This window comes from Anaerococcus prevotii DSM 20548 (genome assembly GCF_000024105.1).
GTDB classification, from domain to species: Bacteria; Bacillota; Clostridia; order Tissierellales; family Peptoniphilaceae; genus Anaerococcus; species Anaerococcus prevotii.
Window position 1 is genome coordinate 1272926 of record NC_013171.1, and the last position, 26441, is coordinate 1299366.

Annotated in this window: 24 protein-coding genes; 4 read left to right on the forward strand and 20 right to left on the reverse strand. The window is 36.1% G+C overall.

Features of this window, described 5'->3' with window-relative positions:
• Positions 1 to 53: 53 nt before the first annotated feature.
• From APRE_RS06075 to hflX, 19 genes are all read right to left on the reverse strand, one after another.
• The gene (locus APRE_RS06075) at positions 54 to 1277 is read right to left on the reverse strand and encodes an IS110 family RNA-guided transposase (RefSeq protein WP_012803514.1); all 1224 of its coding nucleotides are present in this window, start codon (positions 1275 to 1277) and stop codon (positions 54 to 56) included.
• A gap of 276 nt (positions 1278 to 1553) precedes the next feature.
• Complete coding sequence (locus tag APRE_RS06080; protein WP_015778118.1) at positions 1554 to 1892, reverse strand: SdpI family protein; 339 nt, start codon at positions 1890 to 1892, stop codon at positions 1554 to 1556.
• Positions 1893 to 1900: 8 nt separating this feature from the next.
• The gene (locus APRE_RS06085) at positions 1901 to 2494 is read right to left on the reverse strand and encodes a TVP38/TMEM64 family protein (RefSeq protein ID WP_015778119.1); all 594 of its coding nucleotides are present in this window, start codon (positions 2492 to 2494) and stop codon (positions 1901 to 1903) included.
• A 511-nt stretch (positions 2495 to 3005) separates the two neighbouring features.
• Positions 3006 to 5408 (reverse strand): leucine--tRNA ligase, encoded by a 2403-nt coding sequence (leuS, locus tag APRE_RS06090; protein ID WP_015778120.1) that lies wholly within the window; start codon positions 5406 to 5408, stop codon positions 3006 to 3008.
• A 9-nt stretch (positions 5409 to 5417) separates the two neighbouring features.
• Positions 5418 to 6806, reverse strand: a complete 1389-nt coding sequence (gene asnS, locus APRE_RS06095; protein ID WP_015778121.1) for an asparagine--tRNA ligase — start codon at positions 6804 to 6806, stop codon at positions 5418 to 5420.
• A complete protein-coding gene (locus APRE_RS06100; RefSeq protein WP_015778122.1) occupies positions 6796 to 8082 on the reverse strand; it encodes a replication-associated recombination protein A in 1287 nt (428 codons plus the stop codon). The genes asnS and APRE_RS06100 overlap by 11 nt, the downstream gene beginning before the upstream one ends.
• Positions 8083 to 8108: 26 nt before the next feature.
• On the reverse strand, positions 8109 to 8576 hold the full coding sequence (gene nrdR, locus APRE_RS06105; RefSeq protein WP_015778123.1) for a transcriptional regulator NrdR: 468 nt from the start codon (positions 8574 to 8576) through the stop codon (positions 8109 to 8111).
• 1 nt (position 8577) lies between these two features.
• Entirely contained in the window at positions 8578 to 9666 is a 1089-nt protein-coding gene (gene ftsZ, locus APRE_RS06110; protein ID WP_015778124.1) for a cell division protein FtsZ, read from the reverse strand.
• Between the two features lie 36 nt (positions 9667 to 9702).
• Complete coding sequence (locus APRE_RS06115; protein ID WP_015778125.1) at positions 9703 to 10512, reverse strand: cell division protein FtsQ/DivIB; 810 nt, start codon at positions 10510 to 10512, stop codon at positions 9703 to 9705.
• A complete protein-coding gene (murG, locus tag APRE_RS06120; protein ID WP_015778126.1) occupies positions 10502 to 11593 on the reverse strand; it encodes an undecaprenyldiphospho-muramoylpentapeptide beta-N-acetylglucosaminyltransferase in 1092 nt (363 codons plus the stop codon). Before murG ends, APRE_RS06115 begins: the two co-directional genes overlap by 11 nt.
• Positions 11594 to 11597: 4 nt before the next feature.
• Positions 11598 to 12917 (reverse strand): UDP-N-acetylmuramoyl-L-alanine--D-glutamate ligase, encoded by a 1320-nt coding sequence (murD, locus tag APRE_RS06125; protein ID WP_015778127.1) that lies wholly within the window; start codon positions 12915 to 12917, stop codon positions 11598 to 11600.
• The gene (gene mraY / locus APRE_RS06130; protein WP_015778128.1) at positions 12914 to 13864 is read right to left on the reverse strand and encodes a phospho-N-acetylmuramoyl-pentapeptide-transferase; all 951 of its coding nucleotides are present in this window, start codon (positions 13862 to 13864) and stop codon (positions 12914 to 12916) included. Before mraY ends, murD begins: the two co-directional genes overlap by 4 nt.
• Before the next feature lie 2 nt (positions 13865 to 13866).
• Entirely contained in the window at positions 13867 to 14262 is a 396-nt protein-coding gene (locus APRE_RS06135) for a hypothetical protein (RefSeq protein WP_015778129.1), read from the reverse strand.
• 2 nt (positions 14263 to 14264) lie between these two features.
• Positions 14265 to 15185, reverse strand: a complete 921-nt coding sequence (rsmH, locus tag APRE_RS06140) for a 16S rRNA (cytosine(1402)-N(4))-methyltransferase RsmH (RefSeq protein WP_015778130.1) — start codon at positions 15183 to 15185, stop codon at positions 14265 to 14267.
• A 1-nt stretch (position 15186) separates the two neighbouring features.
• On the reverse strand, positions 15187 to 15600 hold the full coding sequence (gene mraZ, locus APRE_RS06145; RefSeq protein WP_015778131.1) for a division/cell wall cluster transcriptional repressor MraZ: 414 nt from the start codon (positions 15598 to 15600) through the stop codon (positions 15187 to 15189).
• Positions 15601 to 15747: 147 nt separating this feature from the next.
• Positions 15748 to 16548 (reverse strand): prolipoprotein diacylglyceryl transferase, encoded by an 801-nt coding sequence (lgt, locus tag APRE_RS06150; protein WP_015778132.1) that lies wholly within the window; start codon positions 16546 to 16548, stop codon positions 15748 to 15750.
• A gap of 2 nt (positions 16549 to 16550) precedes the next feature.
• Complete coding sequence (locus APRE_RS06155) at positions 16551 to 17282, reverse strand: YebC/PmpR family DNA-binding transcriptional regulator (protein WP_015778133.1); 732 nt, start codon at positions 17280 to 17282, stop codon at positions 16551 to 16553.
• A gap of 8 nt (positions 17283 to 17290) precedes the next feature.
• Positions 17291 to 17929 carry a YigZ family protein gene (locus tag APRE_RS06160; RefSeq protein WP_015778134.1) on the reverse strand — a complete coding sequence of 213 codons (639 nt, stop codon included), beginning with the start codon at positions 17927 to 17929 and terminating at the stop codon, positions 17291 to 17293.
• Positions 17904 to 19142, reverse strand: coding sequence for a GTPase HflX (gene hflX, locus APRE_RS06165; protein ID WP_015778135.1), 1239 nt, complete (start codon positions 19140 to 19142; stop codon positions 17904 to 17906). Before hflX ends, APRE_RS06160 begins: the two co-directional genes overlap by 26 nt.
• A gap of 128 nt (positions 19143 to 19270) precedes the next feature.
• Between hflX and APRE_RS06170 the strand changes: the two genes are divergently transcribed.
• Complete coding sequence (locus APRE_RS06170) at positions 19271 to 22228, forward strand: transglycosylase domain-containing protein (protein ID WP_015778136.1); 2958 nt, start codon at positions 19271 to 19273, stop codon at positions 22226 to 22228.
• A 207-nt stretch (positions 22229 to 22435) separates the two neighbouring features.
• Here the strand turns inward: APRE_RS06170 and APRE_RS06175 are convergent, their stop codons facing one another.
• Positions 22436 to 22699, reverse strand: a complete 264-nt coding sequence (locus tag APRE_RS06175; RefSeq protein ID WP_015778137.1) for a GlsB/YeaQ/YmgE family stress response membrane protein — start codon at positions 22697 to 22699, stop codon at positions 22436 to 22438.
• A 173-nt stretch (positions 22700 to 22872) separates the two neighbouring features.
• Here APRE_RS06175 and APRE_RS06180 point away from each other — a divergent pair, with 173 nt between their 5' ends.
• The 3 genes from APRE_RS06180 to APRE_RS06190 are packed head-to-tail and all read left to right on the forward strand — an operon-like array spanning position 22873 to position 26266.
• Entirely contained in the window at positions 22873 to 23586 is a 714-nt protein-coding gene (locus APRE_RS06180; protein ID WP_015778138.1) for a response regulator transcription factor, read from the forward strand.
• Complete coding sequence (locus tag APRE_RS06185) at positions 23567 to 24892, forward strand: sensor histidine kinase (protein WP_015778139.1); 1326 nt, start codon at positions 23567 to 23569, stop codon at positions 24890 to 24892. The genes APRE_RS06180 and APRE_RS06185 overlap by 20 nt, the downstream gene beginning before the upstream one ends.
• Positions 24893 to 24904: 12 nt before the next feature.
• A complete protein-coding gene (locus APRE_RS06190) occupies positions 24905 to 26266 on the forward strand; it encodes a S41 family peptidase (RefSeq protein WP_015778140.1) in 1362 nt (453 codons plus the stop codon).
• Positions 26267 to 26441: the final 175 nt, after the last annotated feature.

Consider the following 26441-nt stretch of genomic DNA (forward strand, 5'->3'; position numbering starts at 1 on the left):
ACAACAAATAAGCCGCTTACAATCGGCTTGTTTTAACTATAGCAATGTTAATTCTAGGCTACTTTTAATAACTTCTTTTCTTGTTTTGATGCCATAACTTTTGCATAGTAGGTTCTTAAGAATTTATTTAATCCTGCAAATTTACAAATCTTCTTAGCCTTTCCATCTTTTTCTTTTTTTACCATATACAGATATATATCATTTTCAGTATCTTTTGCACTCATCATGCATTTCATAGCTTGATAACCTACTTTTCTTAGTATTGCATTGCCTCTTTTTGTTATTTTTCTCTGATCCGCTTTGAAGTTACCTGACTCATATGGTGGTGAATCTATTCCTACAAATGATATTAAACTTTTTTTGTTTTTAAATTTTGATAAGTCTCCAAATTCTGCTGTAATTTGCACTGCTAATTTATCTGATATTCCTGAGAATTTCTTTGCTTCTTGATATTCTTCTAAGGGCTCGGAAATTTCTATCATTTGTGATAAAATAGTATGTAGAATTTGATTTATATGTTTTATCAATTCTATCCCTTCTTGTATGCTAGTCTTTATATATGAGCTATTAGAAGGTTGAATTGAGATACTTTCCTCTGCGAGCTTGTATATGGATTTAGCTTTATCAGCATTAGGATGGTATCTCTTTTCTTTTGCCCAGTTTTTAAAATCTTCTATGAATTTTTCTTCTGGTTTTTCTAATACTAGGTCTTTGTGCCACCATATTTCTAAGAAGTCTAATAGTTTATCTTTTGAAAAGTCTCCTGAAGCATGTGGTATTAATTTCTTTATTCCTGGAAATGTTTGACTTATTGTTTGATCTATGAAGTTCATTTGATTGATTCTTAAGTCCATGTAGTGCTGATAGGATCTGTTTAATTCTTTTAGAATTCTGAAACTTTCTGAATCTACTTTATATTCTTGTAATTCTTTCCAGTACATCAAGCCATATTCTGCTATTTGTATGGCATCTATGTTATCATTTTTTGCTTTTCTAAAGTTAAGTACTCTACAAAACTGTTTCATTTTCAAAGGGTTTACTACACTTACAAAATATTCTTTATCTTTTAATTCATAGAGGATTGGAAGATGATATTTACCTGTTGCTTCCATGATTATTTTTACTTCTTCATTTAACGTATCTAGTTTCTTTAAAAATTCTTCTACTTTTGTTTTGTTAAGATGAACATCAAAAGGCTTCCAAATGATTTTGCTACCTTGTTCTAGTGCACAGACTGTAAACTTTTCTTTTGCTATATCTATTCCTATAGATATCATTTTATTACCTTCTTTCTTTTGATTTGTAGTTTCTACCTGCACCATTACACTCATTTTAGCTCGTGACACGGACGTTTTGCCCAACCTGCTTAATCGAATATGAATAATGAAGAGGTAGTTGACAGTTTTTATGACGGATATTCTAACCCTAAAACCCCCTCGTCATACTACATCTTCATTATACAAAAATAGTGCAAGATAGAAATAATTTTCTTTCTTACACTATTTATGGTACTAAAAACCCCTCCATCCGTATTTCGGATTTTGGGGTCCAGGTCATTTTTTGTGGGCTTCTTTTAATCTATTTTCTAATATTATCCCGCAAGTTATATAGGCAAGTACTTCCAGAATTAAAATTATTATTATTCTTATAGTTGTTATTTCGAGATATTTTTGGACCAGAAATCCTACAAGGAGAAACACAGCCCCTAGAATAAAACAAAGCTTACTCATCTTATCATTGGCATAGTACCAGTTGGCCTTATTTTTCATAGAAAGAGCTGACCTATAGCCGTATTTGTCATTAATCTTCTTATCCTTAACCCTTTCGCAAACAAAGCCTGTTATTATAAAAAAAGCTGGCACAAAGTAAAGCAATAAATTTTTGTAAAACATAATACCTCCTATAAGTATCTTTCGAATATAAAGTCAAGTCCCATTACCCAAGCCATGGAGTAGAGAAATATGGATGGACCCTTGAAGAGAAATATTATACTTGCGAATTTCTTAAAGCTCATATCAGTAAGTCCTGACAAGTAACAAAGGAAATCGTCAGGGGCTACTGGAAATAAAATCGCAAGGGCAAAGAACTTCTCATAGGACTTGTCGTTAATCTTGTGATGGTATTTCTCAAAAGTGTCCTTACCGAAAATTCTTATCACAATAGACTTGCCGAAGTTTCTAGAGATAAAAAACACTAGGATTGATCCAATACAGATAGAGATGTAGTTATAGATAAAGCCCCAGAAGGCTCCAAAAATAATAACTCCAAATACCGTAGTGAGTCCGCCTGGAATTACCGGAAGAACTATCTGAACTACTTGGATAAGCATAAAGAAAAGAGGGGCTAGCTTACCCTTAGATAGGATATAGGTCCTAAAGCTATCTAGAGAATTAAATAGTCCGGCCCTATAGCCTAAATATCCCAAGATTGTAAATATTACAAGCATAAGGACTGATATTATATTGAAAATGTTTTTCTTTATTATAGCTTTCATAAATTCCTCTTTGTATGATGTTTGTAATACAATCGTACATTTTTATTTATCCCTTGTCAAATCTATTATATGAAATTAATCGATAATTTCAAGATTTAACTTTATTAATATAAGTCTTATAGATATTAAAATATATGTAAATAAAAAAGCCTCAAATACTTTATTTTTTTCGTAAAATTAATTATTAGTTTACTTTAAGATTGTTCTTCTTATTTGCTAGCTACTTCAAATAACCTCTATTTTATGGGCCAAGTCTAGGCTTTTTATCTATGATATTTCTTATCTATCTTTCCTTCTATTTAATCCTTAAGGATTTACTCTATCAAGCTAGAGTAAATCCTTGTGTAGGCTCTTGGCCTATGATTCATACAAGCTTTTTTATTAGCTGGATAAGGTGACTAAAATCCTCTTATTTTGAATCTTATAAAGCCTTAAGAGATCTGGTATTCAAAAAAGAAAAACCCAAAAGTCCGACTCTTGAGTTTTTACTTAATTTATCTAAATTCTTATCTTAGACAACTATATTTAAGATTTTACCAGGAACGTAAATTATTTTTCTAATTTCCTTTCCTTCGATATATGATTTGATATTATTATCTTCTTGGGCGCTCTTTATTGCATCTTCCTTGCTTGCGTCCTTATCCATCATGACTGTAGCTCTTACCTTACCATTGATTTGTACTGGCATTTCGAATGAATCGAAGCTTAGCTTATCTTCATCATAGCTTGGCCAAGTAGTTTGGTTAAGCTCTCCTTCATAAGACATCATCTCCCACAATTCTTCAGTCATATGAGGAGCTACTGGGTTTAGAAGGGTTATATAGGTCTTAAAGTCCTTCTTGGTAATTTTGCCTAGAGATTTCATCTCGTTTAGGAGGGTCATAAGTTTGGCTATAGCAGTATTAAACTTAAGGTTTTCGTAATCTTCACTTACCTTCTTTATAGTTTGGTTAATTACAACTTCAAGGTCCTTGCTGTATTCTTCGCCATCTACTACAAGGTCTGTTAGGTTAAATACTCTTTCAAGATATTTCCTACATCCTCTTACTCCCTCATCTGACCAGATGGCCATTGATGAGAAATCTCCCATAAACATCTCATAGCATCTTAAGGTATCAGCCCCATAGTCTCTTACTATGTCATCTGGGTTTATTACATTGCCACGAGACTTGCTCATCTTTTGGTGATCACTTCCTAGGATCATTCCATGACTAGTTCTCTTCTTGTAAGGTTCTTTTGTTGGAACGACACCTATATCATAGAGGAATTTGTGCCAGAATCTTGAGTAAAGCAAGTGAAGGGTAGTATGTTCCATTCCACCATTGTACCAATCAACTGGTGAATAGTAGTCTAGGGCTTCTTTACTTGCAATGGCTTCCTTGTTATTTGGATCCATATATCTTAGATAATACCAGCTTGATCCTGCCCATTGAGGCATGGTGTCTGTTTCTCTTTTAGCAGGCTTACCACAGATTGGACAAGTTGTGTTTACAAACTCTTCTATCTCTGATAGTGGAGATTCTCCCGTAGCTGTAGGCTCATAAGAAGGAACGTCAGGAAGCTTTACTGGAAGCTCTTCTTCAGGAACTGGAACCCAACCGTGCTCTTCGCAGTAGATCATAGGTATTGGTTCACCCCAATATCTTTGACGAGAAAATACCCAGTCTCTTAGCTTAAAGTTGGTCTTTGCCTTTCCTAGGCCTTTTTCTTCTACATATTCGATTGCTTTTTTCTTAGCATCACTTGCTGATAGGCCATTTAGAAAGTCTGAATTAATCGCCTCTCCCTTATTTATATCAGTTGTAGGAAGCTCTTCTCCAGTATCATAAACCGGAATAATTGGCATATCAAACTTCTTGGCAAATTCAAAGTCACGGCTGTCGTGAGCAGGAACTGCCATTATTGCTCCTGTACCATAAGTCATTAGGACATAATCTGATACCCAGATTGGAATTTCCTTATCGTTTAGTGGGTTGATTGCAGAGATTCCATCAATCATTACACCAGTTTTATCCTTATTAAGCTCACTTCTTTCGAAGTCAGATTTCTTTTTAGCTTCTTCTTGGTAGGCTTCAATCTCTGTGAAGTTTTTGATTCTTTCTTTGTATTTATCAAGAATTGGATGCTCAGGGCTTACTACCATGTAGGACACACCAAATATAGTGTCAGGTCTTGTTGTATAGACAGTAAGCTTTTCGTCTAGGTCTTTTATCTTAAAGTCTACATCACAACCATGGCTCCTACCAATCCAGTTGATTTGGCTGGCCTTGATTCTTTCTTCAAAGTCAACTTCTTCTAGATCATCTATCAATCTATCTGCATATTCAGTTATCTTTAGCATCCATTGATTTTTCATCTTGTGGACTACTTCAGTTCCGCATCTTTCACACTTACCATCTACTACTTCTTCGTTAGCAAGTCCTACTTGGCATGATGGACACCAGTTTACAGACATTTCATTCTTGTAGGCTAGTCCATGCTTGTACATTTGAATGAAAATCCATTGGCTCCACTTATAATAATCTGGATCTGTTGTGTTTACTTCCCTATCCCAATCAAAGGAAAAGCCGATTGATTTCATTTGCTCTTTGAAGTGGGCAATGTTATCTTCTGTGACCTTGGCTGGGTGGATTTTGTTTTTGATAGCGTAGTTTTCTGTTGGAAGACCGAAGGCATCCCATCCCATTGGATACATTACATTTTCTCCCTCAAGTCTTCTCTTACGAGCTACGACATCAAGGGCGGTATATGGACGAGGGTGTCCTACGTGTAGGCCTTGTCCTGATGGGTAAGGAAACTCTACCAAAGGATAGAATTTCTTCTTATTATTATCTATCTCAGACTTAAAAGTCTTCTCATCATCCCATTTCTTTTGCCATTTTTTCTCTATGGCATTTGGATTATATTCAACCATTTCTTCCCCCTAGTTCTTATCAGCAAAGGCACGTACATATCTTGGGTAAGCTAGTACATCTCTGATATTTTTCATTCCTGTAACATACATTACAGCTCTCTCAAATCCTAGTCCAAAGCCTGAGTGAACTACTGTACCAAATCTTCTTAGGTCTAGGTAGTTTTCGTACTCTTCTGGATTTAGGCCATTTTCTTCCATTGATTTGTATAATTCATCGTATCTTTCTTCCCTTTGTGAACCACCTATTAATTCACCTACTCCTGGAACGAGCATATCGAAGGCTGCAACAGTCTTGCCATCATCATTTCTCTTCATGTAGAAGGCCTTGATGTTTTTTGGATAATCTGTTACAAATACAGGTCCTCCCACGATTTTTTCAGAAAGATATCTCTCATGTTCTGTCTGTAGATCGATTCCCCATTCTACTGGGAATTCGAATTTCTCGCCACATTCTTGTAAGAGTTCAATTGCCTTTGTATAAGTTACTCTAGCAAATTCTGCATCTCTAACCTTCTCTAGTCTTTCAATTAGTCCCTTGTCAATCCAGGTATTGAAGAAGTTCATCTCATCTGGAGCGTTCTCTAATAAGTAATTGATAGAATACTTGATCATATCTTCTGCTACATCCATAGCTAGATTATAATCTGTAAAGGCCATCTCAGGCTCTAGCATCCAAAACTCTGCGGCATGTCTTGGAGTGTTTGACTCTTCTGCCCTAAAAGTTGGACCAAAGGTATAGACATCTCCAAAGGCTAAGGCATAATCTTCCGCCTCAAGCTGGCCTGATACTGTTAGATAGCTCTTCTTGCTAAAGAAGTCCTTACTATAGTCAACACTTCCGTCTTTATTTCTTGGAGCGTCTTCTGGGTCGATAGTCGTTATATTAAACATTTCTCCTGCTCCTTCTGCGTCAGAAGAAGTTACTATTGGAGGGTTCACATATAGGAAGCCTCTTTCTTGGAAAAACTTGTGGAGAGAGTAAGCAAGGATTGACCTTACCCTAAAAACAGCCCTATAGGTGTTTGTTCTAGCCCTAAGATGAGGGATAGTTCTCATAAATTCTAGTGTTTGTCTTTGCTTTTGGATAGGGAATTTTTCAGAAGATTCACCTAATACATTTACTTCTTTCGCTTGGATTTCGTAAGGGTTTTTGCTATTACCTGTTTTTACCAAAACTCCCTTAACTTCAAGTGATGTGGATAGGTATTGCTTGTCGAGTTCATCGTAATTTTCTATATCACTTCCTACAACTACTTGTAGGTTTTTGAAGGTTGTTCCGTCATTTAGCTCGATAAAACCAACGTTTTTACCAAATCTTTGGTTTCTCATCCAACCATATACACAAACTTCCCTATCAACATATTTGTCTACTTCATTTAATATATCTCTAATCTTCATTTATCCCTCTCTTTATTTTCTCAAGTCTTTCTATCATTTCTTTTTCATATCCAACTTTCTTCGCCTCATAGAAGCTCTCTCCTATGAACTCATCTGGAAGATAGTCTTGCTCTACATAGCCACCGTAAGCGTGGGGATAGAGGTATTCGTCCTTTACAAGATTCGCTGATCCCTTGTAGTGGGTATCTTTAAGCTTATTTGGTACTTCTCTATCCTTATTATTCTTAACAAAATCAATTGCCTTGTCTATGGCAAGATATGTGACCACTTGGCCAAGGATTATCCTAGCCTCTGGCATACCTACCGTATCTGTTGCCTTAAAACAATTGACCGCCATGACCAGGGCATTTGGATCAGCATTAGATATGTCTTCTGATGCAAATATAATCATCCTTCTTGCTATAAACTTTATATCTTCTCCTGATTCTAGCATCTTGGCAAGATAGAAGAGTGCTGCATCTATATCTGACCCCCTCATAGATTTTATAAAGGCACTGGTCGTGTCGTAATGTCTATCTCCATTTTTATCGTAGACAGCGATTTTTTTCTGGGTAGAATTTTCTATAGAGCTCTTTCCTATAACTATTCTACCATCAATCTCATCTTCTGAAAATATAGCTATCTCCAAAGCATTAAGTAAGGCCCTGGAATCTCCATTGGAGTATTTGATAAGAGTATCTCTTGCCTCATCTTCTATTATAATATCCTTAGTCTTTAGGATTTCATCTTTACTAAGGGCAAGGTCAATCAATCTTGATAGGTCTCTATCACTTAAGCTTTTTAGCTCGAAGACATACATCCTAGATATCAAGGCCTTATTTACCTCGAAGTAAGGATTTTCTGTTGTCGCTCCTATAAGAATTAGTGTTGAATCCTCTACATAAGGCAATAGATAATCCTGCTGGCTTTTATTAAATCTGTGAATCTCGTCAATAAAAAGGATAGTTTTCTTATTCTCGAAAGATAAATTATCCTTGGCTATCTGTACTTTTTTCTTAAGGTCAGATATTCCGCTTGCCACGGCAGATATCTCCTCGAAGGCCATATTAGTCTTTTGGGAGATAATCTTAGCAAGACTCGTTTTACCCACTCCAGGCGGCCCATAGAAAATCATCGAATATATCCTATCCGCCTTGATCATCCTATTAATAATCTTTCCATCTCCTATAAGATGGTTCTGACCTAGGTAGTCACTTAAGTCTTTGGGCCTTAACCTGTCAGCCAGAGGAGCACTTTTTTCTAATTGATTAATCCTATTAAGTTCAAATAAATCCATTATCTCCTCCTAAAGAAAAAAAGATGCTAGGAAGAAGCATCTTTCTTATCTTTTAAACTTTTTATTTCTTCATAAAAGGAATCGACATCCTTAAATTCTCTATAAACCGATGCAAACCTCACGTAGGCAACTGGGTCAAGCTCCTTTAGTTCTGCCATCACCAGCTCCCCTATATAGGTTGAACTTATTTCTTTGTTTCCCGTATGATTTATCCTAGTTTCAACATTTCTAGCAACTTTTTCGATATCAGCCATTGTTACTGGTCTCTTCTGGCAGCTTTTTACAATGCCTGCTATCAATTTAGTTGGGTCATAGGCTTCTCTCGTATCGTCCTTTTTGACTACCATGATAGTAGAGTCTTCATATCTTTCGTAAGTAGAAAACCTACGATCACAATCTTCGCACAAGCGTCTTCGTCTTATAGCCCTATCATCTTCTGTTGATCTTGAATCCAAAACCCTGGTATTGGTTGAATCGCAGTAGGGACATCTCATCTTATTTTAGAAAATCTGGTAAGTCGAAGTCATCAAACGGGTTTGATGATTTTTTCTTAGCGCTTGGTCTTTGAGGAGCTTTAAGCTCTTCTCTATTTCTTGAAGCTTGTTGTACGCTTCTTCTTGCTGGTGTTGGATTATCAAAACCTGTTGCGATAACAGTAATCTTGATATCATCTCCTAGAGATTCATCACTACCAACTCCGAATATGATATTAGCATCAGAGTCGATATTTTCTCTAATAAGCTCTGCTGCTTCATTTGCTTCCATTAGACCAACTTCTGCTGCAGTTACGTTAAGTAATACCGCGTTTGCTCCTTCGATGCTTGTCTCAAGTAGTGGAGAGTTAACAGCAGCCTTAGCAGCTTCAACAGCCCTATTTTCACCATTAGCTCTACCGATACCCATGTGAGCGATTCCTTGATCAGACATGATTGACTCAACATCTGCAAAGTCAAGGTTAATTACGTTAGGTACAGCGATCAGCTCTGAAATACCACTTACTGCATCCATAAGTACTTGGTCTGCCATCTTGAAGGCATCTACCATTGATGTTCTTTTTTCTACGATTTGTAGGAGTCTGTCATTTGGAATTGTGATTAGTGTATCTACATTTTCCTTTAATCTTTCGATTCCACCTTCAGCTTGGTTTTGTCTTTTTCTACCTTCGAAAGTAAATGGCTTAGTTACAACACCAACTGTCAAGATTTCCATCTCTTTAGCAACTTTCGCAACTACTGGGGCAGCACCTGTACCTGTTCCACCACCCATTCCGGCAGTAATAAAGATCATGTCTGCGCCTTTGATAGCTTCTGATATTTCGTTTTTAGACTCTTCTGCAGCCTTTTCTCCAACTTCAGGATTAGCTCCAGCTCCAAGGCCTCTTGTTAGTTTCTCACCAATTTGAAGTCTGATGTCTGCGTTTGATTCTTGTAGTGTTTGAAGATCTGTGTTTAGTGCCAAAAATTCCACACCAGATAGTCCGCTTTCTCTCATTCGGCTGATTGCGTTGTTTCCACCGCCACCAACTCCGATGACTTTGATCTTCGCTAAAGAGCTGTTGTCCATTTCCATGTTAATGTTTGCCATACTTTCCCCCATTTTATTCTAATAGATAATTTTATATTAAGAACCTTCGTTTATTTCAACTACTGGGTTTTTTCCATTGCTTAAATCTATGGAAGAAACATCTAGGTCCTTACTTTCTACATCCTTTAGGATTGATTCTAGTAATCTAATCTTGTATGAACTTTCTTTCAAATCACCAAAATCAACTCTCATATCTTTTATTATTATACCAATATGCCCCTTGTTTTCAAAATTTAATTGATTAATCAAATCAACAAAGGAAGAAGAATTTATTTCATTTATAAAGCTAATCATATCCTCATCATCTGTAAATTCATCTCTAATATCGCCCTTGTAGTCAGAAATCTTAATCTTTATTAGGGAGTTTTTGGTATTAGCAGCAATTTTTTCGCTATCCATCACCTTTCCTTGATTGGATATATAGGTTATTTTTTCCTTATCTTCTATGAAAAATCTCGGATAAGTCTCTTGTACTTTGATATTGATTACCTTAGGAAAAACCTTCTTTATCTCGGCTTCTTCGATCATGTCTTTTTCCATAAGCCTTTTTTCGTTATTTTTTACATTGTAAGTCAATATATTTTTGCCTATTGGATTTTGTATGCTTGAGATAATATCGGTATCCTTAAGCCTTTCGTTTCCTGTGACATATATCTGGGAAATTTTCATATAAGGATGTCTAAAAGCATTTACTAGGAATATCAAAAGACTTAATACGATAAGAAAGATTACAAATCTTTTAGTAAAAGTCTTTGGCTTTTCCTTCCTAACGACTCTCCTTCTTCTATTTTTATTCTTTCCTTCTTGCATTTGGCTTTTCTTTCTAGCCTTCCTTTTATCTTTCATCTTTGATCAACCCTTCGATTATATGAAAAATCTTATCTCCTGCCTCATCATCAGAAAGAGCCTTGGCATTATCGCCCATTTTCTTAAGCTTATCCTTATCCCTAATTATTTCTTTTATCTTTCTATCCAAAACAGCTCCGTCCAGGTCTTTTTCTAAAATCATTATGGATGCGCCGTTATCGACATAGGTTTGGGCATTAAACTGCTGGTGGTTTTCTGTAGTGTAGGATTTTGGAATAAGTATTGAAGCCTTTCCTACAGCAGAGATTTCAGAAAGACTCATGGCTCCAGATGAAGCTATAACAAGATCACTTACTGCATAGAAAAGATCTATATTATCTATATAGGAAAATACCTTAAGATATTCGCTTTTCTCTACTTCCTTCATGAAATCATCATAGTTTTTATTTCCAGTTTGGTGGAGGAGATAGTAGGAACCATCAAGATTTTTCGACAATTCCTTGACAGCCTCGTTCATATAGTAAGATCCGTTTGACCCTCCGAAAGAAAATACAACTGGCCTATCTTTCTTGATTCCTAAATCTTTAAGGTCTTTGTCGGTAAAGTCAGACTTAAAACTAGTCCTTACAGGGTTACCCGTAACTACAATCCTATCCTTGTGCTTAAAGTGTTTTTCTGCTTCCTTGTAGGATATTAGGACCTTGTCTACCTTGTTTGATAAAAACTTTGATGCCATGCCTGGGTAGGAGTTTGACTCGTGGACTAGAGAAGGAATACCTTTCTTACTTGCCTGATACAGGATAGGAGCACAAACATATCCTCCAGTTCCTATTACAAGGTCTGGCTTATATTCCTTTATTATTTTTTTTGCCTTCTTGAATCCTTCAAAGTTGGTAAGAAGGGATTTAAAAAGCTTCTTGTTTATCCTTCTAGGAATTCCCATGCCTGGAAGGTCTATAAATTTATAGCCATATTTTTGGGCTACAGTCTCTTCTGGGCCGTTTTTTATTCCCACATAGATTATTTCCACATCAGGAATTTCTTTTTGAAGTTTTTCTCCTATGGCTATAGCCGGATAAATATGTCCGCCTGTGCCTCCGCCAGAAATTATCACTCTCATCTAATCATCCTTTGTATTTCTCTATCATTTCTTTAAAGTCCTTGCCTCTTTCTTCAAAGTTCCTATACATACCCCAAGATGCGCTTGCAGGTGATAAGAGGAAGATATCCCCTTCTTCTAAATTATCGAAGGAAATCTTTACTGCATCTTCCATATCCTTGGCCTTCTTGTAATTTACTTTATAGGCTTCGCAAAGACTCGCCAATTTATCTGTGGTTTGTCCAATGATAACCATAAGTTTTCCATGTTTTTTAAATTCTTTGATATAAGGACTGTAGTCGATATTTTTATCGTAGCCTCCTGCAATTATTACAATTGGCTTATCGAAACTTTGAATGGCCTTGACTGAACTATCTACATTTGTTCCCTTGGAGTCATTGTAGACCCTGATGCCTCTTATATCTGTTACAAATTCCAGCCTATGCTCTATTGATTTAAAGCTTTTTGATCCCCTTATGATATCTTCTATAGAAACTCCATATATAAAGCAAGCAAGGATAGCAGCCATCAAGTTTTCGTAATTGTGTCTGCCTATTATTGAAAGATCATCTACATCCATTAATTTGATATTTTTTCCTTGATCTTTAAAGAATATAGATGATCCTTTAAGATAGGCGCCTCGATCAACTTCCTCTTTTGAAGAGAACTCATAGACCTTTGCCCTAAAGTCAGCCTTATGATCCACTAATATAGGATCCTCGTGATTAATCACTAGAAAATCACCTGAGTCTTGCTTTCTACATATATTAAGTTTCGAATTAATATAATCATCGAAAGACCCATGCCAATCTATATGATCTTCTGTTATATTTGTAATACAAGCTATATGTGGTTTGTAAGTAGATACATCGTGAAGTTGGAAGCTTGAAAGCTCGCAGGAGAAAATCGCACTAGGATTTTCATACATCTGCCACAAGATTCCTTCACCGATGTTTCCTACAGAAATAGCCTTCCTACCTGATTCATTAAGTATATGACTAATCATAGATGTAGTAGAAGTCTTGCCATTGGTTCCAGTTGTAGCTATGATTTTCGCTTCAGGAAAGAGTCTAAAAGATAATTCAATATCAGATATTATCTCGTATTTTTCCCTTAGTTTCTTTACCACTTCATCCCTTGGGGGAATGCCTGGACTTTTTACTACAAATTCAAAATCATAATCACAAATTTCACTATCAGAAATAGGGCTATATTTATAGCCCTTAAGTTCCTTAACTTCTTTTTTATTTTTATCAAAGGTATAGACATCATAGCCCATCTTATCAAGGGTCTTTGCTGCTGATATACCTGTTAGTCCCAAACCGTAAACTAAAATTTTCTTCATACTAATGCCGCCAATGTTATCATACAAAATATTACAGATACTACTGCAAATGCTACTACTATCTTTTGTTCCTTATAGCCTTTTAGTTCAAAGTGATGGTGGATTGGAGTCATTAGAAAGACTCTCTTCTTGTTTCTGTGTCTGTAGCTTGTAACTTGGATAATTACAGATAGAGTTTCCAAAACATAAATTCCACCAAAGATTATTAGATATAGAGGTATCTTTAGATTTATTGCCATGGCAACTATTGCTCCACCGATTGCCATTGATCCCGTATCTCCCATAAATACTGCCGCAGGATTTGAATTGAATATCAAAAATCCCAAGAGGCTTCCAAGCATTATATAAGAAAATATTTCATTATCTGTTCCCTTACCAATTATGGCAAGTGTTATAAATACTGGAAGAGATACTGTGGCGAGCAAGCCGTCTAGGCCATCTGTAAGATTTGTTGCATTAGTTGTACCGACTATTATGAAAATCATAATAGGAATACCAAGTATTCCAAGCCCTATACTTGTGTTTGTAATGGGTATCAATAAAGATCCTATCGAATCTTTATCATTTATATAAGCTAGAACTGAAATTATAAGGGCTAGTCCAAATTGTAGGATGATTTTTCCTCTTGGGCTTAGTCCTTCCGATTGTTTTAGGATAAGTTTCCTAAAGTCATCTATAAATCCAATTGCTCCAAAGCCTATAGTTGATAAAATCACTATCCAAACTTCAAGCCTATCAAGCGGCAAGAATATAAGAGATAAAATCAAGGCTCCTATAATAAATATTATTCCTCCCATAGTTGGAGTACCAGCCTTCTTGAGATGGCTCTTTGGTCCAACCTCTCTTATATTTTGTCCAATCTTTTTTCTTTTTAGAATTGGTAAGATCACTAGGCCTAGGCCTATGCTTAACAATATACTAATAACTATCAACAAAAAATTATTCATCATTAATTCCTATCTACATTTAATTTGACAGTATTATCATCATCCTTATAAACCATGCCCAACTCTTCTAGGGCGTATCTTTGGATTAAGTTAAGGTCAATCGCTTCTTCTAGCCTAGTATTTAACCTATCCCTCTGGAGTTCGTAGGAGACGATATCTGCCTGTAATGTATTATACTCATATCTTTTTGCATTCAAGTTATTTCTTTTTACTAGAGCTGTTACAAGAAGACTAACTACAAAAAGGAAGGTAAATACAGATAGGCTTAGTTTCATTCTCCTATCTTTTTTCTTAAGATTTTGAATTTGTTTGATTTTCCTACTTCTCTTGTTATCTTTAACCTTAAGTCGTCTTCTTTTCTTGTTATTATTTTTATTAATAGCTATTCTTTCTTCCATGTCTATATCCTTTGTCCAACTCTAAGCTTGGCAGGCTTTGATCGAGAATTATCCCTTAACTCAGCTTTACTTGCCGTCACTGGTTTTCTCGTTATAATCTTAATCTTGGCCCTATGATCACATACACATACCGGAAATTCTGGCGGACAGATACAATCTCTAGCCAAATCCTTGAATTTATTCTTCACAATCCTATCTTCTAGGGAATGGAAGGTGATTATTGCAATCCTTCCGTCCTTTTTCAAGTGATCTACGACCCTCTCTATAGTGTTTTCCAAAACTTCTAGTTCTCTATTTACTTCTATTCTTAGGGCTTGAAATACTCTTTTTTCAGGATGAGCATCTTGACTTTTTATAGATTTTGCTACAATTTCTCGGAGCTTAAAAGTCGTATCGATTCTTTCTTCATCACGGAGATTAACAATATTTCTTGCTATAGCCCTTGCGAATCTCTCCTCACCATATTCGAAAAATATACGCTCTAGCTCATCCTGAGAGTATTCATTGACAATAACTTCCGCTGTTAACTCATTATCCTGGTTCATCCTCATATCCAAAGGACCATCCTTCATATATGAAAATCCCCTGTCTGCATTGTCAATTTGATATGAACTTACGCCAATATCCATCAAAGCCCCATCTATCAAATCAAGGCCAAGGTCTTCTAGGGCTTTCTCGAAGTTTTCGAAGTTACTATTTACGAAAGTAACATTAGAAAAATCCCTTAAGTTTTCCTTGGCTGCTTCAATGGCTTCTTTATCCTGATCGATTGCGATAAGTCTTCCCTTATCAGAAAGTCTTTCTAAGATCATCTTGGAATGACCTCCCTTTCCCAAGGTTAAGTCTAGGTAGATTCCATCTGGATTAATATTTAGATTTTCTATAGTCTCTTTTGCGAGAACTGGTATGTGTTCAAATTTCATATTATTCATCCATTATATCGGATAGATTCACCTCTACTTCGTCAATATAAGCTTCCCAATTGGCCCTATCCCAAAGCTCAATTGTGCTATTGTTTCCAATTATCATAGCTTCTTCTTTGATCTCGCTATAATCTCTCAGGTTCTTGTTAAGAAGAACTCTGCCTTGTTTGTCAAGGCTTGCCTTTACAGTGGATGAGAAAAATAGTCTCTTGATAGCACGGTTTTTCTTATTTTGCACTTCCAGACTATCAAGTTTTTCTGATTGTTTGATAAATTCTTCCTCAGTGTAGATTACTAGGGACTTTTCTGGACCCTTGGTGATATAGAAATTCTCAGATAAATCATCTCTGAACTCACTAGGTATCATTATTCTATTTTTAGAATCTAACTTGTGAGTAAATTCACCTAAAAACATTTACCACCACTTTCTACCACTATATTCCACTTCACTATCATTTTATACTAAAAGCACTTTATTTGCAACAAAAAAGTCGGCCCTAAGCCGACCCTAAAATTATTTGATTTTTATATTTTATCTATAAAGCTTAAGCTTGTAAGATCTTCACTTAAACTTTATAATATTCTCTTTTTTCTCTTTACTTTTATTTTCCCTAAAATAAGGTGGGAGATGAGTTTTATTTGCCCAAATATATAAGGCTATTCCCAAAATAACATAAATTATACTCATAAGCTGTGCAGTTCTTAAAGATCCTATATAGAGGGAATCTGTCCTAAGTCCTTCCACAAAATATCTCAATATCCCATAAAGGGTGAAATAAATTGCAGACTGCTTGCCCTTATCTGGGTTTTTCTTCCTATAATTTATTAGGAGAATAAATATTAAAACATCTCCTATAGATTCATATAGGAAGGTTGGATGAACCTTGACTCCATCTATGATAATTCCCCAAGGAAGATCTGTCGGACCCCCATGGGCTTCTGAGTTTGCGAAATTTCCCCATCTACCTATACCTTGAGCAAGGACAAGAGAAGGTACTAGTACATCCATAAGGTCTAGGAGGGGGATTTTTTTGTATCTTGCATAAACTAGAAGGGCAATACTTCCAAAGAGGATTCCCCCATGGATTGCAAGACCACCCGCCCTAAAGTTTAGGATCTGTGAAGGGTTACTTCCATAATAGTCCCACTCAAAGATGACATACCAAAACCTTGCTCCGATTATTCCTATTGGTAGGATTACGAATAGCAGATCATAGATAAAGTCTTCGTCAAAACCGCGTCTTACGAACTCACTTTTTGCAAATTGTGCTGCGATAAATATTCCTGTTATGATTATTATTGCATACCAGTAGATTTCTAAACCGAATATCCTAAAGGCAACAGGATCTATATTAAATTCCATCTTTATTCCTCACTAGAATCATCCCAGTTTGAGTATACCTCTTGGACATCGTCGTTATCTTCTAGGGTATCGATTAGCTTGTTTAGCTTATCAACATGATCTTCTTCTACTTTAATCATGTTGTTTGCAAGGTAAGATATATCTGCACTTTCTATCTTATAGCCTAATTCTTTTAGTTTGTCATTAGCATCGTTAAAGCTATTTACATCTGTGATAGCCTCGAAGTATTCTCCCATTTCTTTGACGTCTTCACAGCCTGCTTCTAGGGCATCCATCATGAATTCATCGAAGTCTTTTCCTTCTTTTCCTACTATGATATCGCCCTTTCTTTCGAACATAAACATAACAGATCCGTCAGTTCCAAGATTTCCACCGTTTTTGTCGAAGGCATGTCTTACATCAGGAGCTGTTCTATTTTTATTATCTGTTAGGCAGTCTACTATTACAGCAACTCCACCTGGTCCGTATCCTTCATAGATTACTCTTTCGAAATTATCTGAAGCATCATCTCCTGCTGCTTTCTTGATAGCTCTATCTATGTTATCATTTGGCATGTTATCTGCCTTGGCTTTTTCTATAGCAGTTTTAAGAGCAGGGTTATAGTCTGGGTTTGTTCCACCCTCTTTGGCTGCAACTGTTATATTTCTAGCGTGTTTTGTAAAGATCTTGCCCTTTTTGGCATCTTCACTTCCTTTTTTATTTTTAATCTTGCTCCATTTATTATGTCCTGACATATTTCCTCCTATTTTTCTTCAAATAACATCAAAGTATCTTTGACATCTATTTTGATATTGGCACTTGTTAAATTGATAAGGTCTTTTTCTATCTTTGGGTAATCTTCGCTTCTAATATGAAGCTTAATCTTAACCAAATCAGTAAAATCCTTATCTATGACCTTAAGCTTATTTTCTGCTAGGTAGTTTTCAATTATACCAAGCACCGTATACGAATGAATTAATTCTACTTCAAAATACTCTCTCTTACAAACTATATTGGGCGATACAGTATCAGTAACTCCCCTAGTGTAGGCCCTTACAAGTCCCCCTTTTCCTAAGAGCTTGCCACCGAAATATCTGGTAACCACAACGCAAATATTTCTGACCTCTTCTTTTTCAAGGACAGATAGCATAGGAAGGCCCGCAGACCCTTGGGGTTCGCCATCGTCTGAGTATCTTTTAATCTCAGGGATTTCATTTATGATATAGGCCGAGCAGTTGTGAGTTGCTTGCTTGTTTTTATCCTTTATCTCTTCGATAAAACTAATGGCCTCTTCTTCACTTTCTACATATTTAGCACTTGTTATAAATCTTGATTTTTCCTCTTCGAACTCGCTAGTTTTAAAGCCCTTTATGGTCCTATACTTTTTTAATATATCTGTCATATTTCGAATAGTCCTCTTTGCTTATTTCTAGTTTCAATATGCTAGAAGTTGGATCATAGTCCCTTTCTATAATATCGTAATTACTCATGATATAGTCTAGGACCCTACCATCTTCAAATGGAATTGCCATTTCCACAAGCTCGTAGTCTTCCTTTATGATTTTTACGATTTTCTCCTTAAGTCTTATGAGGTCTTCTTCCTTGTGGGCTGACATGTAGATTTTTTCGCTATCTCTCTTGTATAGGCTTACGCTTAGCTCATCATCTACCCTATCCATCTTGTTAAAGACATAAAGAATTTCTTTATTTCCAACATCGATACCTTCAAGAGAGTTTTCGATGGTCTCTATCTGATGGTCAATATTGTGGCTTGAATCGATGACTATAAGGAGCATGTCAGCAAATCTAACCTCGTCTAGGGTTGTTAGGAAGGAGTCATTAAGCTCCTTGGAGAGATTGTCGATAAAGCCTACAGTATCTGTCAAGGTGACCTTGGTATTAGAAAAATCTAATCTCCTAGTCGATGTATCAAGTGTTGCAAAAAGCAAATCGTCCGAATAAACATACTTTTCTTCACCAAAAAGCTTCAGCATCCCATTTAGGATTGTAGACTTTCCTGCGTTGGTATAGCCCACTAGGGATATATTGTGGATATCCTTTCTCGATTTTCTATTTATCATTTTAGTCTTATCCAAATCCTTTAGAGCCTTTTCCAAAGACTTGATATCTCTTACAATAGCACGCCTATCTGTCTCTAGCATTGTCTCTCCAGGTCCCCTCGTACCGATTCCTCCGGCCTGTCTTGATAGGTAGGAAAACCACTTGTTAATCCTTGGCAATTGATATTTTAATTGGGCAAGCTTTATCTTAAGTCTTGCTTCCTTGGTATTTGCACGCATAGCAAAAATATCTAGGATAAGAGTTGTCCAGTCCACTACGTGAAGTTTCATCTCTTCTTCTAGATTATAAAGCTGACTTGCTGATAATTCTACGTCAAATATTACCGTATCTATGTCGTTTTTTTGGGCAAGATCCATGATCTCTTCGACCTTTCCCTTGCCTATATAATATCTAGGATTGACCTTGCTTACCTTTTGAGATACGTAGGCCTCAGTCTTTCCTCCTGCAGTATTAATCAAAGACTCTAATTCATAGATCTTATTGTCGAGATCGTCGTCCTTGTCTACTGCATTAACTTGTATAACTCTTTGCATAAACTTCCTTTCTAAAATGATTATACGACTAATCCCTTGATTATAAAAGTTAATAAGTCTGGAAGTATTTACTTAAAAATGATAAAATGATAGTATCTAGAATATTAAAAATAAATCATGGAGGCATTATGCATAATAAACTTGCCGCTCTTGTTGGAAAAATAATACTAGTTGTAATATTATTTGTAGCTGGCCTTGGAGTTATTTTTGCTGGCATGACTGGTGGAGCAATACTAGAAGTAATGAAGACTGCTCCCAAGATTGACGCTAACAGTATAAAATACGAAATGAGCCAAAACTCAACAATAGTGGATGAAAACGGAAACGAAGTCGATTCGATTGCTACAAGCGAATACAGACAGATAGTAGATTATAAAGACATACCAGAGAATTTAAAAAATGCATTTGTCGCAGTTGAAGATGAAAGATTTTATAAACACAATGGTATAGATCCCCTATCAATCATAGGTTCTGCTTTTGAAAATATGAAGGCAGGGTCAATCGTAAGGGGTGGATCTACTATAACCCAACAGCTTGCAAGAAACACCTACCTATCTAACGATCAAACCTACGAAAGAAAGATAAGGGAGATTTATCTTGCCCTAGAGATTGAGAAATATCTCGAAAAAGACGAAATCCTAGGAGCCTATCTAAATAGGGTCTTCATGGGACAAAACTCTTACGGAGTCCAAGCTGCAGCTAAAACTTACTTCAATGAGGACGTGTCCGAGCTAAATCTTGCCCAATGTGCATCCCTAGCTGGAATCGTCCAATCACCTTCAGAAAACTCTCTTTATAAGTCAATTAAGACGAGTGAGGTAACAGATCAAAGAGTCCTAGGTGAATTTAGTATAGACGGAAATAAATACTCAGCAGTATATAACGAAGCTCCTTACAAAAGAGAAGAATACGTCCTAGATAAGATGCTAGAAAACGGCTACATCAACGAGACTCAATACAAAGAAGCCAGAGACTTTGATGTGGCAAGCACAGTAGAGCCTGCGGAAAGGTCTAATACAGAAATCGCTAGCTACTTTAACTCTCTTCTAGAACGTCAAGTAGTTAATAAGCTTATGGGTGTATTAAATATTTCAGAAAACCAAGCCTGGGATAAGCTCTACTACGGAGGGCTTAAGATTACGACGACCCTAGATAAGGGCTTGCAAGAAAAACTTGAAGATATCTATGCCAATTTTTCAGAGCACTTGATAGGAAATAGCGAAGGCCTAGGCTACGCTCCCCTACTTGATTTATCTTATGATAATTGGGGAAATATAGTAAATTCTAGTGGGGCCTTACTCTATTATAAGAGAGCAAATCTCCTAGATGAAAATAACGACCTTCACTTAAGTTCTGATGAGGCTTGGAATGATGAGGCAGGAGACCTAATACTTGCGACAAATAAGGCCTACCTTGACCAAACCAAGCTTATCTTTAAGGATTTCTATTCCTTGGATGAAACAAACTCCAACCTTAGAACTCACAGGACTGGACGAATAGAGTTCGAGTCCAACGAAGATATCTATCAGGATGAGGATAACAATATAGTAATTAGTAAGAAATATCTAGATAATAACCCAAATCTTTTTACAGCCTATGACGATGGATCTATTAGCCTTAACAAGGACTATTACGATATAGACCTAAACGGGGTAATCCAACCTCAATCATCATCTGTAATAATCGATCAAAAGACTGGCCATATCAAGGCCTTGATGGGAGGACGTGACCAAGAAGGAATCAATATCTTAGACAGGGCATCAAGCGTTCCAAGACAACCTGGTTCATCAATCAAGCCTATAGCAACTTATACAGCTGCCCTAGATCATGGCTTTAACCTCGCAACTGGTGTAGATGATGTTCCATTCGAGATGAACGAAAATGGCGAAGCTTGGCCTGTCAATGTATATGGCTACTACATGGGTTACACCCCTATAAGAGATGCCATCAAGATGAGTATAAATACAATTGCAGTTTCTACCCTCAATAAGGTAGGAATCGACACTAGTCTTGAATACCTCAAAAACTTCGGTCTAATCAAAGAAAATGGCAGAGATTATTTCGTGACAAAAGACGAAAATCCTGACACAAACGACGAAAACCTCGCAGCCCTAGGAGTGGGTGCTATGAGTCATGGTCTTACCACACTAGATATGACTGCAGCCTACGCAGCCCTTGCCAATAAGGGTGAATACACTGAACCTTTGACCTTCTCAAAGATAACCGACTCCCAAGGAGAAGTAATCTTTGATGAGGATAATCTAATAAAACACACAGTAACAAGCCCAGAGACAGCCTATCAAGTGACCTCTGCCCTAGAAAGTGCAGGAGAATATTATGGAAATATCCACCTAAACGGAACAGATTACGCAACAAAGACCGGAACAACTGATGATAAGACAGACTTCTGGTGCGTTGGATATACTCCTTACTACACAGTTGGAGTTTGGATGGGAGCAGATAATCAAAATATCCACCTAAACAGCAACAGTGTAGATAGGGCAGCCCTCATGTGGAATGTTATAAATACAGAAATCCTTGCTGACACAGAGCCTGTTAGTTTTGAAGAACCTGAAGGCATAAGGCATATGGAAGTAGATACCATAAGCGGTAAGCTTCCAACAGACGCCTCAAGGGCAGATCCACGTGGCACTGTAAAAGAAGAAATCTTCGGTCCAGAAAACTATCCAAAAGAAGAAGACGACATGCACAAGTGGGCTTATATAGATTCTAGAAATAACCTATTAGCTAGTGATGTCACACCAAAATTCTTGATCCAAACTAGGTCCTTAATAGTTGAAAAGAACGAATATGATCCAAACAAGTTTAACGGAATTATTCCAAGAGACTGGGATTACAGGATGCCAACAGTCTACTCAAACTTAATCTATACTCCACCAAAAGTGGAAAACAATAAAGATAAAGACAAAGATAAAGATAAAGACAAAGACAAAGATAAAGATAAAAATAAAAATGGCGAGAAAGAAAATGAAAGTAATAGTGGAACTAATAATTCCACAAGTGACGCGCTTGATAATTTATTAAATAAGGAATCTACAGAAAATAATTCTGGATTCGGTTACTAGAAGTCCCCCCTGTGGGGGCTTTTAGTTTTATCTATTTTGTCTTGGATTAAAGAATAAGAATTTCATTATTGTTTTAATCAAAGGTTAATATCAACCATAGAGATCTTCCTATTTTATTTAAGTTAGGCCGTCTCAAAAGTTTTATAAAAAACAAATTTCTCCAATAAAAAACTTCCCAGCCAAGCTAGGAAGCTAATTTTAATCTTCTTATTTTTTTGCTCCAGTAATCTTATCGTAAGCAAATAATAGGATTACTGCACCGATTACTGCGTATACGATTTGCATTACAAGTCCTGGATTTGCTGAGTTAAACAAGGTGCTAAATAGCCAGTTACCAACTCCACCACCGATTACTCCGACGATGATATTTGCAACTGCTCCCATTTGAGCATCTCTACCCATAATTTTGCTTGCAATCCAACCTGCAATTGCTCCGATAATAATTGAAGCTATTATTCCATAATTACCCATAATTTCTCCTTTCAAAAGTACGATGTACTTATTTATAATTTAATTAGCAACACCATTTGCTGCTAATATATTTATATCCTTATTTTTATATTTTAAACATTTTTTTATATACAAGGTACAATGTATGAAAAGGTAATTCTTATGTTATAATATTTAATGGAGAGGAAAAAAGAATGAACGAAATAAATATTTTAATAGTAGAAGATGAAAAAACTATATCTGATATAGTTAAAAATTATTTGATAAAAGATGGCTACCATGTCTTTCAGGCTTTCGACGGAGTAAAGGCACTTGAGATTTTTAATGAGGAACAGATCGATCTTGTGATACTTGATCTCATGCTTCCAATGCTTTCTGGCGAAGAAGTCTTAAAAGATATAAGAAATAAATCCCAAGTTCCTGTTATAATAACTTCTGCCAAGGTCGAGGAGTTCGATAGGATCCAAGGACTAAGGCTTGGGGCAGATGATTATGTAACCAAACCTTTTTCTAACAAGGAACTTGTAGAAAGAGTTAAGGCTGTTCTTAGAAGGATTGAAAAATACAATATCCCTAGAGCTGATATTATAAAAACAAATGATGGAAGACTTCTAATGGATCTAAAATACAATAGATTCCTAAAAGATGGCAGGGAGATTTCTCTCACTAAGAACGAATTTTCTATTGTAAAGACCCTATTTTCAAGTCCAAACAAGATCTTTACAAGAGATGAGATAATAGAGCTTACCTTTGGCCTAGATTATGACGCCTACGACAGGGCAATAGATACTCATATCAAAAATATTAGGCAAAAAATCGAGGACAATCCCAAAAAGCCTCAATACATCAAGACAATCTATGGTATGGGTTACAAATCCGGTGGCGTAGATGACCTCATTAAGGAATAAATTAATCAAAAACTTCATCGCAGGAGTCCTCGCCTGTATATTGATTTACTCAATCCTTATAACCCTCCTTGTCACCTTAAGGTACTCGGACCTATTAAAAATCGTAGATGATAAAAAGCCAAATCTCGTAAGTGAGTGGTTTATAAGACTTAATAACGATGAGAATATATCATCTGAGGGCATGTGGGCTTATCTTAATGACCTAAGCAAGCAGCAAAATGTCAATATCAAGTATTACGATCAAGATGGAAAACTTCTCAAATATATCCATTCCCTAAATGCAGATGATCCTGAACATATCAAAAGCAAGTCCTACAATGTCTTCAATGCTGACAAAAAACAAGAAGCTGGGAAGATTCTCGTAGAATATTCCGTTGACTATACAACTGTAAATAGGCTCCAGGATGATTTTAGGCAGGCAGTAATATATGCTATAACAAGCTCGCTTATAATAGGCTTTGTCATAGCCCTTATCCTTTCAACCAATATTTCGAAGCCTATTGTAGAGATGAATGATTTCACAGTAAAGATCAAGGAAGGAATTTATGAAAGCCTTGGCGATGAAGAAAGTGATATTAGTGAAATTTCAAATCTTCAAAACAACATCAACTTCTTGTCAAAATCTTTGAAAAAACAAGAAGATATAAGGATGCGCTATGCTCAAGACATATCCCACGAGCTTAGGACTCCCCTAACCAATCTCAAGCTTTACATTGAGGCCTTAGATGATGGGGTTATGGAGTTTGACAAGACTACTGTCCAAAGCTTAAATGGTGAGATAAATAGACTCCAGGTCCTAATAGATGGCCTTAAGGACTCCTTCAATGAAAGTGTGGAGATGGGTAAGCTCAATCTTGAAGAGGTAAATATTTCTGATATGCTTAATGGAATAGCTAATGGCTTTATGGCCAATTTCATCAATAGAAATATTAATCTTACAAAGGATATAGAGCCTGGAATTTTTCTTGTAACAGATAGAAACAAGCTCCTCCAGGTCATCCAAAATATCCTAACCAATGCTATAAAGGCCATAGACAGGGATGGAAATATAGAAATAAAACTTAGCGGGTATAAGCAAAAAGTATTTATAGAAATTACCGATGATGGCATAGGGATTGATAGTGATAAGCTCGATATGATATTTGAAAGATTCTACAGGATAGATGATTCCAGAAATACCAAAACTAACGGAGTGGGCCTAGGCCTTGCCATTAGCAAAAACTTTGTAGAAGCCCTCAATGGTAAGATTGATGTCAAAAGTCAGATTAACCAGGGCACGAGTTTTATCCTAGCCTTCAACAAATAAGTGCGGTGAATTATGAGAAACAATAAGAAAAAATCTGATAGACGCAAGAGAAAAAGCGAAATCAGAATAGTAAAAAGTACTAGAAATGATAAGCGAAGAAGACCCCTTACAAGAAAACAAAGACTTCGTAGGAAGAAGATTATCAGAAGGAGAAGGATCCTAGTTCTAATCATCCTTGTCCTAATCTTTGCTATAGGAAGTATTATCTTTGGGAAATTAAATTCCTACAAGTCCCCAGGCTATCCTAGCTTTAGGGACGAGGTTCTAGAAGGACTTACAGAAAATATCTTCGTAGGAAAAACCGATGGCAGAAGCTTAACCAGTGCCGAAAAGCTCGCTGATTTTGATAAGCTCTATGAAGCTATAATAAGAAACTACCCTGTAAGTAAGTCTAATAGAGATAAATTCGATCAATTCGCTAAGTCCCATGATAGTTTAAGAAAAAAAGTCAAAAACTCAAAGACTGACCAAGAGTACTTCGATATCATAAAAGAGAGCCTTTCAATCCTAGAAGATCCCAAGACCTTCATTGTAGACAAGAATACTTACAACAATCTCTTTAACCTTTACAAAAACAATAAGGATACAAATATAGCCAAAGTCCTTGGCAATGACCAAGCTGTCGATAGGTACAAGAGGATGATTAACAAGGAAAATATCAACAGGGATATGATCATAGATAATCCTAAGGACTCGACCCTAATTGCTAGGCTTCCTGACTTTTCTTCAAAGAAGTTAGATGAGGACCTTGATTTAATTGCAGAAAAGCTACAAAAGGGATCTATAGAATCAATAGTCTTTGACCTATCTGATAACACATCCATAGACTCAGCCTATGTAAATGAGTTTGTAACTTACTTTTTGGACAAGGATTATGAAGAAAAAAATATTTTCTTCTACAGAGGAGTGCTTTTTGAAGAAAAGCTCACTGATATCAAAGCAAATGATCAAAGTCCCTATACTACAGGTAAGGTCAAAAATCTCGCAGCCAAGTATAACAATGAAATCACTAACTTTGACCTAGATGATTATAGCTACTACGATCAGATTGAGCTTAAACTTAAGAAAAAGGATGATTTCAAGAAAAGAAAAATCTTCGTCTTAACTAACGAGAATACAGCCAATCAAGCAATAAGATTAGCAGCGATTCTTAAAGAAAACGGGGCCTATATTGTAAAAAACGCCCTAAGTTCGGAGAAAACTCCTAATGATAAAATTGAGCTCTTATCCCCTGACCTCTTACTTTTAGACCATGCAGGACTAATCATTTCCATAAATACTGAAATTAAGGCAAGTGAAGATAAGATATTAGAATATGATCATAGGATAAATAGCGAAAATCCAGATAAGGCAATGATGGAAATAGTAAAATAAATAAAATCCCTCAGAGATTCTCAGCTAGAAAGAGATGTCATCTGAGGGATTTTTTCTAGGAAATTTCTACAAAATAAAATTTAATCTTCCACTATGCTAATTATTTTAATTATAAGATAAATTTCACACTAGCTTGTGGAGAAATATTTTTATTAGCAAAGATCTTATAATTTTA